Origin of the sequence: Bythopirellula goksoeyrii, assembly GCF_008065115.1 — a bacterium.
Classification (GTDB): domain Bacteria; phylum Planctomycetota; class Planctomycetia; order Pirellulales; family Lacipirellulaceae; genus Bythopirellula; species Bythopirellula goksoeyrii.
The window spans coordinates 3,210,680-3,223,716 of the sequence record NZ_CP042913.1 but is presented as its reverse complement, the minus strand read 5'-3'; the positions used below and the strand labels follow the sequence as shown (position 1 = coordinate 3,223,716).

Annotated in this window: 12 protein-coding genes; 1 reads left to right on the top strand and 11 read right to left on the bottom strand. The window is 52.7% G+C overall.

Going from position 1 to position 13,037, the window contains the following annotated elements; all coding sequences use genetic code 11:
- Positions 1–2 precede the first annotated feature (2 nt).
- A complete protein-coding gene (locus tag Pr1d_RS12865) occupies positions 3–1,193 on the bottom strand; it encodes a superantigen-like protein SSL4 (protein ID WP_148073911.1) in 1,191 nt (396 codons plus the stop codon).
- 188 nt (positions 1,194–1,381) lie between these two features.
- Complete coding sequence (locus Pr1d_RS12860; RefSeq protein WP_148073910.1) at positions 1,382–2,569, bottom strand: SAM-dependent methyltransferase; 1,188 nt, start codon at positions 2,567–2,569, stop codon at positions 1,382–1,384.
- 232 nt (positions 2,570–2,801) lie between these two features.
- Here Pr1d_RS12860 and cdd point away from each other — a divergent pair, with 232 nt between their 5' ends.
- Positions 2,802–3,194 carry a cytidine deaminase gene (gene cdd, locus Pr1d_RS12855; protein WP_148073909.1) on the top strand — a complete coding sequence of 131 codons (393 nt, stop codon included), beginning with the start codon at positions 2,802–2,804 and terminating at the stop codon, positions 3,192–3,194.
- A 13-nt stretch (positions 3,195–3,207) separates the two neighbouring features.
- Here cdd and hpt read toward each other — a convergent pair whose 3' ends face one another.
- The 9 genes from hpt to Pr1d_RS12810 form a co-directional block, all read right to left on the bottom strand.
- Positions 3,208–3,771, bottom strand: coding sequence for a hypoxanthine phosphoribosyltransferase (gene hpt, locus Pr1d_RS12850; RefSeq protein ID WP_148073908.1), 564 nt, complete (start codon positions 3,769–3,771; stop codon positions 3,208–3,210).
- A 98-nt stretch (positions 3,772–3,869) separates the two neighbouring features.
- On the bottom strand, positions 3,870–5,105 hold the full coding sequence (locus tag Pr1d_RS12845; protein ID WP_148073907.1) for a NupC/NupG family nucleoside CNT transporter: 1,236 nt from the start codon (positions 5,103–5,105) through the stop codon (positions 3,870–3,872).
- Positions 5,106–5,146: 41 nt separating this feature from the next.
- Positions 5,147–5,848 carry a uracil phosphoribosyltransferase gene (gene upp, locus Pr1d_RS12840; protein ID WP_148073906.1) on the bottom strand — a complete coding sequence of 234 codons (702 nt, stop codon included), beginning with the start codon at positions 5,846–5,848 and terminating at the stop codon, positions 5,147–5,149.
- A 190-nt stretch (positions 5,849–6,038) separates the two neighbouring features.
- Positions 6,039–6,887, bottom strand: coding sequence for a hydrogen peroxide-dependent heme synthase (gene hemQ, locus Pr1d_RS12835; RefSeq protein WP_148073905.1), 849 nt, complete (start codon positions 6,885–6,887; stop codon positions 6,039–6,041).
- Positions 6,888–7,288: 401 nt separating this feature from the next.
- Positions 7,289–7,777, bottom strand: a complete 489-nt coding sequence (locus Pr1d_RS12830; protein WP_148073904.1) for a hypothetical protein — start codon at positions 7,775–7,777, stop codon at positions 7,289–7,291.
- Positions 7,774–9,318: a SpoVR family protein gene (locus Pr1d_RS12825; RefSeq protein WP_148073903.1), complete on the bottom strand. Its 1,545-nt coding sequence runs from the start codon at positions 9,316–9,318 to the stop codon at positions 7,774–7,776. The genes Pr1d_RS12830 and Pr1d_RS12825 overlap by 4 nt, the downstream gene beginning before the upstream one ends.
- Before the next feature lie 24 nt (positions 9,319–9,342).
- A complete protein-coding gene (locus Pr1d_RS12820; protein ID WP_148073902.1) occupies positions 9,343–9,537 on the bottom strand; it encodes a hypothetical protein in 195 nt (64 codons plus the stop codon).
- 9 nt (positions 9,538–9,546) lie between these two features.
- On the bottom strand, positions 9,547–10,656 hold the full coding sequence (locus Pr1d_RS12815) for a DUF444 family protein (RefSeq protein WP_148073901.1): 1,110 nt from the start codon (positions 10,654–10,656) through the stop codon (positions 9,547–9,549).
- A 104-nt stretch (positions 10,657–10,760) separates the two neighbouring features.
- The gene (locus tag Pr1d_RS12810; protein ID WP_148073900.1) at positions 10,761–12,812 is read right to left on the bottom strand and encodes a PrkA family serine protein kinase; all 2,052 of its coding nucleotides are present in this window, start codon (positions 12,810–12,812) and stop codon (positions 10,761–10,763) included.
- Positions 12,813–13,037 lie beyond the last annotated feature (225 nt).

Here is a 13,037-nt window from a genome sequence, read left to right as displayed (position 1 = left end):
ACTCAGAAGTCGAAACCACCACGGAACATGATGGAGTCGTCCAGATTCAAGGTAGGGGTAGGCGTCTGAGCGTAAATGATCTCTCGATCGAACACGTAGGCTATTTCTAAATGCCCACGCATTTGTGTTTGCGTTTCCCACTCGATACCAAAAATCGCGCGGATGTCATTGTAGTCGACATTATCATCGCCAACCTCTCTCTCGACCGCCCACCTTCCTCCGCCATATTCTCCCGCAAAATAGATCCAACTCTGACTGGCACCAAAGGTTGTAAATCGGCGTCTGATTTTCGGATTAGGAAACACAAGATAAAAATCCCACAGCCCACCTGGTCGCCAATGAACACCACCAGCCGGCAGGAGCTTCACGGAATTGCGATCGAGATACCACACCCCTCCAATGAGATTGAACTGAGGTGACAAAGCGATATTCCCCAGACCCCGACCCATGATGCGAATTGCATCATTCCAATTATTGAAGTCAGTCCAAACGCCGGTACGCAAGCCGAGGTCGGCCGAACAGAACTGGCTAAATTGGGGATGCCAAGCGCCGTCGATATAGGCATCGTAGACCCGCGGGGGGAGATCAGCCCCAGGCACTTTAGGCCCGCCCCACCAATTGAAAGCAAAACCAGGAGTTATGAGTAGAGGTGTTTCAGGGTTGTAGAATATCGGTACACCAAACGTTGCTGCCAGTTCCGTGCGATTCACACTGAACCCATCGGCACTGCCATTCGAATAGATATAGGTCTGTTCCAGGCTGATCTGTTGCATCAAACGTTGCAAGTGAGCAACGGTACCATCCGAGTTGCCATACTGATAGGTGTTCGACTCCCATTGATAAGGCATCCCATTCGGATACAGCGATCCCCCCTGCTGTGGTACTCCGGGATTGACCGGTGGCGTTGCCTGAGGCAAGACTGGTTGCCCGTACTGCTGTGGCTGCGCGAACTGCGGAGAGACCGTGTAAGGAATATCAGGCGGAGGAGCGCCTAGATTCGGATTGGCATAGGGATCGAAGGTTGGTGTTATCTGGGGCGCAGTGGGAGATAGACTCGGTGGCGTGTAGCCCGGAGGAGTAACATCATAAGAAGGTACTTGAGTGGGAAATTGAACACGCTGCGCGCACACCCAGTTCGTGCCAATTGAACAGGCGGCTAGAAACAACAGAAGCTTTGAAAAAAGTCGAAGCACGAAGATGCCTGGGGCGCGGGAATGCCGATACACGATATTTCGAGCGGCTCTTAAGTACTTTTCTCGACCGATAGAGTCAACGGCGGTTCGCGACGCTGGCACACTCCCTACCCTGCTGCTTGCGATAGCTTTGGCCGCATGCTACCAGATATACGACTCCCTCTTGTCGTACCAACTGCATGGAGGCACTACGAAGGACTTTCGCCATGCATCTTGCCTGGAACACCTGAATGGGGTGCGTCAGTTCTGATGCGGCGCTGGGAGGCACCTCGCTTAATCCGCCGTTGAGCCCGGCTTTTGAGCGCCACAAGACAGAACTCCTGACGATTGAATGCAAGTTGCCGAGTCCGTACGTCGCGGTATCCCCAGCTTCGAACTCGTTTAACTAAATTGCCTATTTCGGAAGTTAACGACCAATCTGCTAGCTTAAGAGTAAGCACCAGACCGCGAATCGAGGGAGTCTTGTGCAATACGACGTCCTCGACCGCATCAAGCGTGTAACTCGGCGGAACATTCATGTCGGCAGTAAGCCACTTAGCCCTCTGGAAATCTCGCTTGGGCACATCCAGGCTTCGGCGACGTACATGGACGAAATTTGGATGCGCCTCTACGACCGGATCCACTTCGGCCGGATCAATTCCGACGACAAACAATCCTTTATCGAGCAACGCTTGGGCAGCTCCACCTGGAGAACAGCCCAGTTCCACGCAAATCTCGCCTCGAGCTATCGGCAATGCCGACCACTCAAGCGCCTCGCACATCTTGAGATACGCACGACTCACTGCTTCTTCGGGCTGGCCAATAGGGGGAACTCCACCGACCCAACAAGCGGCACGACGGCTGGCATGATGGCATCCCAACCACCACTCACCCGGTTCGACGATCACCGCGTCGAGAATCCAGGTATTCGGCTGACTGGCCCCCTGCTGACCATAGCGATGCGATTGCAGCGACTCAATCGAGGAATTCGCAATCAACGCCGCATCCACTTCTGCCGCCAGAGCCGTCGGCCCCGGCTCGAACCCATCTTCACCTGGCATAACGCGATCGCGCTGCCAGACATGCAGATCTCTCGGCTTGATGGCCATGAGCACCTCGGCCACACCCGGCAACTGCCAACTAGCGGCGGCAAGCTCGCTCGCATGGTCGCCCGATACCTTCCCCAGCGAGAAGCCCCAGGTGCGTGCAAACGTGCTGTGAAGCTGAAATCCCTGCGGATTCTCACAGGGTTGGTCGAATTTGAAGGTCACGAATCCAGGTCGAGAAAACGAGGGACGCAAGCCTAGATTTTGGGCGACGAATTCCCGTTTGAGCGCAGCCTCGGCCCCGGTTTGGCAAACTGCGAATAGGAATTGGGGATGCCAGGGGGTGGACATTGAATCTGCTTAGTAATGTAGTCACGGAATTTCAAGGACGAAACACGAACAAGACCAGAGCTTGAATCAAATCCATGTCCGACAGTTTTTGATCCGTGGCATGAAATCTGAGCAAGATGACACAGATTGCTGCACTCGACATTACCCCGGAAACAATTGCCTCTTCGGCCATATGTAGTATAGTCAAATTCCTGTGTGTCCATAACTGCCGTGATTTAAGGAACTTCTCACGATGCCTACCGCAGCCGATCAACTAATCCCTGCCGCGATTTCCGCGCGACAGAATGCTTATGCTCCGTACTCCAAATTCTTGGTGGGAGCGGCCGTACTCGCAGAGGATGGTACTGTGTTTACCGGTACAAATGTCGAAAATGCATCCTACGGTCTCACGATTTGTGCCGAGCGGATCGCTGCTGGAGCGGCAGTAGCGGCAGGACATCGTCAAATTAAGGCAGTGGCCGTTGCCACCAAGGGAGCCGCTTCGCCTTGCGGAGCGTGCCGACAGTTTCTGGCCGAATTCGGCGGGGCGATGCAAGTATTTCTGGTCGACGCAGACAAACCCGACCGAATCGTCGAAACTTCGCTCGACAAACTGCTCCCCGCCCAGTTTGACTTAAAGCTGTAAGATACTTCGAAGCTCACGTCTTAATGACTTGAGTTTCTTGGTTCATCTGCTCGTGGTGATCGAGGTCCTCTTGCTCCAGAGCTCCCAGAAAGGGCAGATTGCGATACATGTCTTCGTAGTCGAGACCATACCCAACAACGAACTCATCGGGAATGTTGAACGCGGTGAAATCAGGTTCGTACTCCGTTTCTTGACGCCCTTGTTTGCGTAATAGCACGGCAGACTTGACGGACTTGGGGCTGAATTCGTGTAATTTCTCAACAACGTTTTCTAGTGTGTGGCCAGTGTCAAAGATATCGTCAACCAGCAGAACGTCGCGACCTGAGATGTCGAGCATCAACTCGGAGTTGATAATCAAGTCGCCCCGTTCAGTGGTGGCTCCCCGATAGCTCGACGCCTGAATAACACCGACTCGCATGGGTTGTTCGATCTGTCGAATCAAATCTGCCAGTAAGACGACGCTGCCTGTGAGCACTCCCACGATCGTGAGCTGCCGCCCTTCGTAGGCTTTCTCAATCTCAGCGGCCATCTCGGCGACACCGCGATGTAGAGTTGCTTCGTCATAAAGTATTTTCATGGCCGCCAATCCTTGTAGCTGTTGTAAAGTTAGATTAAGAGTGAATTAAGGTTTGGTAGTGTCGAATAAGTCCATCGTGGCGAATTCTGGCTAATTCGTCAAATCAACAGCCCAGCGATACAAGCCGTCATAAAGCCAGCCAAAGTCCCCCCCAACATCGCCCGCAGACCAAGCCTTGCCAAGTCCGAACGACGATCAGGTGCAATACCTCCGATGCCTCCTAGCTGGATGCCGATGGAACTAAAGTTGGCAAACCCACATAGGGCATAAGTGAGGATTTCGCGGGATCGCTCGCTAATTTGGACGGTACTATCGGGCAACGCCCATTCGGACAAACGACCGTATGCCACAAACTCGTTAGTGGCCATTTTGAGCCCCATCAACTCGGCAGCCCGGGGACAATCTGCCGGCTCAATACCAATAAGCCATGCCAGTGGATAAAACAGATAACTTAACGCAGCCTCAAGCGACCAAGCCGAGGTGCCGTCCTCCCCTATAAAACCAAACAGCCCGCCTGCCCAGCCGAGAATACTATTCACTACTGCAATCAAAGCAAGGAACACTATTAACATGGCGCCCACATTCAGGGCGAGTTGCAACCCTCCCACTGTCCCAACGGCAACCGATTCTAAGACATTCGTGCTTTCGTCCTTAATGTCGATCTTGACGCTACCTAAGGTTTTTGGAGCATCTACCTCGGGCTGCATGACTTTAGCTAGAACCAGTGCCCCAGGCGCTGAAATCACCGATGCCGATAGCAGATGTCCGGCATCAATGCCCATCGAAGCGAGCGCTCCCAAGACGCCACCCGCCATCGTAGCAAACCCACAGAGCATCACGGCGTTCAGTTCGGAGATCGTCATCGAACTGATATAAGGCCGAATCACCAGTGGTGCCTCGGTCTGGCCAACAAAAACGTTCGCCGCAGCAGAAAGTGTTTCAGCACCAGAAGTGCCGAGCGTTTTCTGCATGACTACGGCCATCATACCGACTACTTTTTGCATGACGCCATAGTAATAAAAAATCGACATGAATGCCGAGAAGAAGATAATCGTCGGCAATACTTTGAAGGCGAAGAAATGCTCGGCAAAGTCGTCCCCGAAGACGAAACTGGTTCCTGCATCAACACAGGCCAATAACCCTACAAACGCATCATCCACTCGATCAAAGACCCATTCACCTTGGTCAGTACAGAGAATCAAGACAGCAAAGGCAAATTGCAGGCAGAGCCCCGCCAGCACTGTGCGCCAGGGAAATCGATTCTTGTGAGAACTCATCAACCAAGCCAAGCCGATAATTACCACAATTCCGAGCAGGCTGACATAGTTGTGCATTAATATGGCTCAATTGAGAACGTGGAGTCCGTGTGGAAAGATCACGAAGGATCAACCGTGTTAAATATGCGATCCCCTGCATCGCCCAAACCGGGAACGATAAATTTGCGATCGTTGAGAGTGGGATCAACTTGGGCGACGAAAATTTGGGCTTCAGGAAATTGCGACGACACGGCGTCAACGCCCTCTTGAGAAGCGATCAACGAAACCACCTTTGCTTGTTTCACTCCCCATTCGCGAAGCGTCATCAGCGCCGCCATTGCCGAACCCCCCGTGGCAAGCATGGGATCAAGAATGATTGCCACATCAACGGGATTCTGGGGAGGAAGTTTGTCGTAGTACCGAACCGGTTGAGCGGTCTCTTCATCTCGATAGAGGCCCAGGTGCCAAACTTCGGCCATTGGCAACAGATCGAGAACTGGATCGATCATCCCCAGACCAGCCCGCAGAATGGGTACCAAGCCTACGCGCTGCGAAAGTTCGACGCCCGTAGTTTCGGTCAAAGGAGTCTCGACGGTTGTTTCATAGCCATCAAGATCCTTCGTGGCCTCATAGACCATCAGAGTCGCCAACCGCTTAACCGATGCACGGAACAAAGACGGCTGCGTCGTCTTATTGCGCATTCTCGTCAGGTGCACTTGGATCAAAGGGTGATCGATTACGGTCACGCCTCCAACTTGAGTCTCGTTGGAGGAAGAGGCTATTGGCCGCGACTTCTTTTTTTCGGCAGTGCTACCAGACATTTTGAGAACTCCACGAGACCAGGGGCATCCTGCAAGATCACACACTAAACCGCCGAGATGGCAGCTTGTGGCTTCATTCTAATCAAGCTAGCACCGACTGAGAAGCAGTCGCACTTGATCTAGCGGAAAACACTTAGCTTCTCAACCCTCAAGCAACCGTAAGCTGCGCCCAATCCGCAAGGATTCACATTCAAACGCTGACTTGGCAATGCTTAAGCATTTCCGCAGGCGTACAGACGTAACTCACGAGGAAAGGACCGAACTCGGCGTAGCGGGCGCTGGCTTCGTCAAATCGCATGCGATAGACGATGTCTTTGAGATATTCGGGATTGGCAGCCCAAAGTGTGACCCCCCATTCCCAGTCGTCGAATCCCAGGGCGACTGTGATAAGCTGCTTCACCTTACCGGCAAAAGCCATCCCGCTGCGAGCATGCTCGCTCATCAGGGCGTTGCGCTCTTCTTTCGAGAGCGTGAACCAGTTCTCGCCCACCTTGCGTTTCTTGTTCATCGGGTAGAAACAAGTGCAGGGCCAGTCAGGAAGTTCGGGAGTGAGTCGCTGCCGATTCATACCCTCTAAGCGATCGGCATAGCCTTTGACTTTGGCCGCGTACGTAGGGCTATCGACAGATTCACCCTCGGCAACCAAACGTTCGCCAAACTCTTCGACTGTGGGAACGTACTCGCTGATTTCGGTCATCGACACAAACGAGTAGCCGGGCACCAAGGCTTGCCCGAGAGGCGAAGCCATCAAACGTTGTCTGACCCGATCTACCTTCAAGGGATCGGGATCCATCAGCATCAGCCCAAAGTCGGCCTTGTTGCCACTCACAACCGAAGTCTGCATTCGCAGGGGTGCGTCGGCGCCTTCAGGATCCAGCAGTGCAATCACTGCGTCGATTCCGGCGGAAGTTTTCGCTTCCGGCAGTTGAGCGAGCGCGGCTCGGTTCCACGAGTAATAGAGATGGCTGCAATGCCATCCTCCGTCGGCCGGTGAAAGTGAAATCTCGGAAGGGGGGGAAGCTACGTGCGGTCGGCTCATGGGGTTTGCCTAGAAGTCGAAACAGGTGGAGCAAGTGAGCAAAGTCTTTCCGCATCGTAACAAATCTCCCATGGGGGTGGTAAGGGGTTACAAAACTGTGACTAATAATCGTCCTTGAGTGCCTGTTGGGCGTCCTTCCATCGAGCGAGATACGACTCTCGCATATTCAAAAATAGGCTTGAGAATAGACAGCAAGAGAATGAGCCATACTTGGAGGAGTCGACGCTGCAGTTCGAGAACACCAAATTGAGGAGGTACATTCCGCGAATCGAGATTAGATTCGAGCTGGCAGGGAAGTCCTAATACATGAGTGCCCTCCATCAGGGCCCTATTGAGATCGCCGTTGAGTTGGCTTTCGTAGGTCTGCATGTCTTTTATTATAGTTCGGCTCCAGTGAGTATCTAGCTAGATAAAACTTCGTCGACGGCCACGCTAAAATCCTCAACCAAGCGACCTAGTACCTCGTGCGTCAAGGTAGCTGGCACAGGAAGGCGAGAATTGCCAGGCTGTTTCTCGTATCGCACAAGCGAAACGCTTCCTCCCTGCCGTAAGGTCAGTTCATAATACTTCAGGCCGTTGTCATCCTTGTGTGGTGGACTGCTGCGCATTTGGACCACGCAGCCTGTGGAGTCGATCTCGATTGGAGAGATCGGTTCGAGTAGGTACGTCACCCGCCCGCAAAGCGACTTGCTGGCGGTTTCGAGTTTGGCAATATCGGCTGCAGCCAGTTCGACAGTTTCGAGTACAAGATCCCTGACGGCTGCACCCAGCGGATCGCACTGCAATACCTGGCATTTCACGATACGCAAACCATCGCTCACACAAACCTGTTGCTTGGCTTGGCCCAATACTGCGTTCAATTCTTGGAGAAAATCATCGCGGAGTTTCAAAACGCTTCCTCCACTTCTTCGGCCAGTTCGACCGGGTCCCCCGCTTCAAACTCATGGTCCTCGCCGTCGTAGGACAACACGGCAGACGCATTCTCCAGGCGGGTTTCCAAATGGACGGGACGACCCCAAAGTCGCTGCAAGTTTTCCAGCGTGTCGCGGGCGTAATCCATCTGAAGCTCCACACCAGAGAAACTATGCTCGAGGTAAAGTTCTCCTCGGTTTCGATAGTTGCCGTCCACCACGGCAATGATCGGACGTCCCCGATTGGTCAGACTATCGAGCAATTGCTGTTTCACCTTCGGGAACTCACGGCTTTCGATTTCGTACACATCACTACGTTCATTATACCCAAAACGGAACAATCGGTGTTCACGGACGAAGTCAAGTGTGAGAAACTCGTCGATGAAGGTAAGGTCGTTGTGGATACGACGGACTTCAAAGATTTTTTCACGGCCCAATCCGGCATCGGTATTCCAGTTCTGCTGGGCGGCATGGTCGTCGCAATTCTCATACTCTGGGCCAAAGGCGCCGCGGTTCCAGCGATCCTCGATATTGCGGAACAACTCGATCCCCACCTTGTAGGGATTCAATTGCGTCGGGGAACTAGCCAGCGTGCCGCTGTGATGGTCGCAGTAGTTGATGACATCAGCGGCGGTGAGCCCCTGGCGGATCATGATCGTGGAATGCCAGTAGCTCGCCCAACCTTCGTTCATAATTTTCGTTTGAGCCTGAGGGGCGAAGTAATACGACTCGTCACGAATGATCGAGAGCACATCCGACTGCCAACTCTTCAAAGGTGCATGCTCGAGAATGAACAGCATCACATCTCGTTCGGGCCGCTCCGGCACTCTGCGAACCGGCAGTTCCTCTTCGTCAGTGTCTTCGTTGTCTGACTTGCGATTTCGCGGATTGATAAACCGATCCATATAGTCCTTGGCTTCGAATCGGGCGGGAGCGTCTTTCTTGGTCTCCTTCTTTGAGCCCGAAAAATCGTAGCGGCTCTTTTCTTCCCGGCGCCGAATAAAAGGAGAATGGATGTCAATCAAATCCTCGATACTCAGGCACGCATCGATAAAATTTTCCACCTTTTCCACACCAAATTCATCCATATAGCGGCGAATCCGGCTGCCGTGATTGGCCATCTCATCCATCATCTTGCGGCTGGTATGGGCGAACCAATGATTGTTCTTAAAGAAATCGCAATGACCGTACACATGCGCCATCACTAGTTTCTGATCAATCAGCCCATTGCAACGCATGAGATACGCGTAACAGGGATTGTTATTGATCACCATCTCGTAGATTTTCTGCAGGCCGTAGTTGTATCCCTTGCTAAGCTGCTCATACTCCATCCCAAAGCGCCAGTGGGGATACCGCGTCGGAAACCCGCCCCGCGCTGCGATGGCGTTGAGTTGATCGGCGTCGATCAGCTCGAAGATCGTAGGGTAGAAATCTAGTCCGTAGCCGCGTGCATAGCCCTCGACCTCCGTTTGAATCGCGGCGAGTTCCGGCGTCAAATTGCTTGATTCGGCAATAGCCATGGGATGGATTTCCTCAATTTATCTTCAAGCCGCCCGATTGACTTCAAACCGAGTTGATTCCATAGCGCGAATCAAGTCATAGAACCTTGGCAGATCGCGGGCCAACTCTCGACGGGCATTGGCAATCGCATCGGCATCATCGGTGCCACTGACTACGACCTCGATGTGACCAACTTTGACTCGGTATCGTTGTAGCGTCATGTCATGGGTGTTAATCATAGTTTACCTCTACTTGCCTTTTCCTAAAAACAACTTAATCGATTGATAAATCGCATCCTTATCAGGGATCTCTGAGAGAATGAGCGACTCATGGTCATTAAACTCTTTCTTCAGACTGTCGATAAAATCGCCACTGCCATACGGGCTCTCGACTTGCCCGTAGCAAAACGCATTCACGACCGGCAACAGTTTCTCGCCGAGAAGCTCAAAAGCCATTCGGTTGTCGTCTCCCCAGTTGTCCCCGTCTGAAAATTGGAAGCAGTAGATATTCCAGTCGGAGACAGGAAATGCACTTGCGATCAAATCTGAGCACACTTTGTAGGCAGAACTGATTCGTGTGCCACCGCTTTCCCGGGTGTGGTAAAAAGTATGCTCATCAACTTCTTTGGCCACGGCATCGTGGATGATGTAGCGGGTCTCGATCCCCTTGTACTGGTTCGTGAGCCACGCATCGATCCAAAAGGCCTCGTTTCGCACAATGTTTTTCTGCTCGTCGGTCATCGAACCCGACACGTCCATCATGTAAATCGCTACTGCATTCACTTCCGGCAGCGGTACATCATTCCACGATCGATACTGCTTATCCCCTTTGACGGGCACAATATAGGGATCGTCTGGAGCATAGTTCCCTGTAGTTATTTGACGCTTCAGCGCACGCAAATAGGTTTTCTTAAAATGCTTAAGAGACTCGGGCCCCGTCTGACGTATACTGTTGTACTTGGCTTTTTCGCTCTCAATGTTGGCGGTACCCTTTGGTTCGATTCGGGGCAACTCAAGTTCCTCTCCAAGCATTTCGGCTAGTTCGTTGAGCGAGACCTCCACTTCGACCAAGTGCCCCGAACCGGGCTCGCTGCCCGCTCCACCGGCGCCGTCGCCTTCTTGACCTGGCTGGCTCAGCGGATCACCAACTTCCCCTTTGCCTTGCCCTACTCCACCCGAACCGTTTTTCCCGTATTTGAAGTGTGGAACATCAAGCTGGGGAACCGGAATACTGACCGCATCGCGCCCACGTCGGCCAATCATCTCGCCGTGGGTGATGTATTTGCGCAAATTCTGGCGAATTCGTCCGCGGACGATCTGCTTAAATCGGCGCTGGTCGCGATGAATGTCCATTGCCATAAGGTATCTCGCTCAGTGCTTGCGTGTCGCTGTTTCCAATCCCTCATAGCCGCTGGCGGAAGCCTGCGGTATTAATTATTCGGGGTCGGGGACGACCCGGCTCGCTAATTCTTCTCCTTGGTATCTCCGCGGGCAAAGATGCTCGCCACGTAGTTGAGTACATCGGTGGCGCTCTCATCGTCATAGCCGTAGTCGCGAATCAGGCGACCCTTCACGACGTCGATCTTCTTCTGAGTGTCCGCGTCGATTACGTTTGAGACCAAACTCGTAAGCTTGATCGAGTCTTTCTGATCCTCGAACAGCTTGAGTTCCAGGGCCTTGTTGAGTCGTTCGTTCGTTTTGTAGTCGAACTTCTTGCCATCGATGGACAACGCCCCGATGTAGTTCATAATTTCGCGACGGAAATCGTCCTTGCGACTGTCGGGAATATCGATCTTTTCCTCGATCGAGCGCATGAGCCGCTCGTCGGGTTCTTCGTATTGGCCCGTGAAGGGGTTCTTGACCTTTTCTCGCTGAGTGTAGGCCTTGATGTTGTCGATGTAATTGCCGCAGAGCCGCATCAGGGCATCCTCATCAGCGGCAATGGCCCGCTGGACCTCCAGTTTGACGATGTTCTCATACTCTTCCTTCACGACTCCCAATAGATCGCGGTACTCTTGCTTGAGTTCCTCGTCGTTAATCAGGCTGTGATGCTTGAGGCCGTTTTCCAGCTCGTTGAGCACCATAAACGGATTGATGGAACGCGCATCTGGATGGGCCACCAAGGCATTAGAGATTTTGTCCTGAACATAGCGTGGCGAAATCCCTACTAAGCCCTCGTTGTGTGCCTGATCGCGAAGTTCGGCTATGTTCTCCTCGGTGAATCCAGGCAGGGATTTTCCGTTGTAAAGCTTCAATTTCTGGAGTCGCGAAAGTCCAGCGTGCTTTGGTTCTTCAAGGCGTGTGAGAATCGCCCACATGGCCGCCATCTCGATCGTGTGCGGAGCAATATGCTTTCCCTTGACGGTATCCTGATTGTAATCTTTCTCGTAGATGTGCTTCTCGTGCTCGAGAGTAGTTACATAGGGGATGTCGATCTTGACCGTGCGGTCCCGCAAAGCTTCCATGAACTCATTGTTTTTCAGGCGGCGATACTCGGGTTCATTGGTATGGCCAATGATGACTTCGTCGATATCAGTCTGAGCAAATTTCTTGGGCTTGATTCGGTGTTCCTGACTCGCACCCAGTAGGTCATAGAGGAACGCCACGTCTAACTTGAGTACTTCGACAAATTCGACGATGCCCCGATTGGCAACATTGAACTCGCCGTCGAAGTTGAAGGCCCGTGGATCGCTGTCGCTGCCATATACGGCGATCTTTCGATAATTGATGTCCCCAGTGAGCTCGGTAGCATCCTGGTTTTTTTCGTCCTTTGGCTGGAACGTACCAATGCCGACACGGTCTTTCTCGCTCAATATGACCCGTTTCACACGGACATCCTGTACAACACGGGTCCAATCTCCGTCGTATTTCTTAAGTCGCTGCTGGTACATGAAGCGGCAGAAGGGATCCAATTCGCCACGAATGCGAACCTTAAAATCATCTTCTTCATGACCAGTGTTGAGGCTTGCTGCAACATCTTCGCGGAACCGTTCAGGAATCAGGTGTAGTGGCTCCTCATTCATCGGGCACCAATGCACCTCAGAGGGATCTTCCTCGTCCACCCAACCCAGGGTATAGAGGGCTCCCTCATCGGTTTCCGAATAACGCTGGAGACCTTGTTTAAGCAAGCGGACGATCGTACTTTTACTGCTACCCACTGGTCCATGGAGTAGCAAAACTCGCTTTTCGATGCCGTATTCGTAGGCAGCACTCTTGAGTGCGTTCACCAGATTGTGCAATGGCTCCCTAAGCCCGTAGACGGCGTCGCGCCCACCGTTCAGAGGGTCGTCGAAGAAGCGATATTGATGTTCCTTTTCTCTGCCCTTGGTCACAACCTCCACGCCATAGGAGAGGATCATGTCGTAGATTCGCTGGTAGGCCGTACGAGTTACCTTGGGATCGTCTCGGACAAGTTCTAGGTACTCCTCGAAAGTACCGATCCAATTCTTGCGACGGAATTGTTCGCGATCTTGGCGTTGCGAGATAATCGAAACGATTTCACTTCCACTGACCATCGTGGTTCTCCTTTGCGGGACGATTGGTTCGCTAGAGCTTCTAAAGGTCGTCTCGCGATTCTTCACTGGGAGGTGGGAATAAATATTACGGGGATGATTCACTCAATTGGGGAAGACAAACGTCTCCCCATCTACCGGGACACTGCCAGGACACACTTCGTTCAACTTGTCAGCGCTTCCGTGCGCGCACACCTAGGTGCTATCGTTTATGACTCTGTTCGCTCC

Excerpts from the sequence above, each read along its gene's own strand:
- Pr1d_RS12860 (WP_148073910.1), bottom strand. The coding sequence starts at position 2,569 with ATGTCCACCCCCTGGCATCCCCAATTCCTATTCGCAGTTTGCCAAACC.
- cdd (WP_148073909.1), top strand. The coding sequence starts at position 2,802 with ATGCCTACCGCAGCCGATCAACTAATCCCTGCCGCGATTTCCGCGCGA.
- hpt (WP_148073908.1), bottom strand. The coding sequence starts at position 3,771 with ATGAAAATACTTTATGACGAAGCAACTCTACATCGCGGTGTCGCCGAG.
- Pr1d_RS12845 (WP_148073907.1), bottom strand. The coding sequence starts at position 5,105 with ATGCACAACTATGTCAGCCTGCTCGGAATTGTGGTAATTATCGGCTTG.
- upp (WP_148073906.1), bottom strand. The coding sequence starts at position 5,848 with ATGTCTGGTAGCACTGCCGAAAAAAAGAAGTCGCGGCCAATAGCCTCT.
- hemQ (WP_148073905.1), bottom strand. The coding sequence starts at position 6,887 with ATGAGCCGACCGCACGTAGCTTCCCCCCCTTCCGAGATTTCACTTTCA.
- Pr1d_RS12825 (WP_148073903.1), bottom strand. The coding sequence starts at position 9,318 with ATGGCTATTGCCGAATCAAGCAATTTGACGCCGGAACTCGCCGCGATT.
- Pr1d_RS12820 (WP_148073902.1), bottom strand. The coding sequence starts at position 9,537 with ATGATTAACACCCATGACATGACGCTACAACGATACCGAGTCAAAGTT.
- Pr1d_RS12815 (WP_148073901.1), bottom strand. The coding sequence starts at position 10,656 with ATGGCAATGGACATTCATCGCGACCAGCGCCGATTTAAGCAGATCGTC.
- Pr1d_RS12810 (WP_148073900.1), bottom strand. The coding sequence starts at position 12,812 with ATGGTCAGTGGAAGTGAAATCGTTTCGATTATCTCGCAACGCCAAGAT.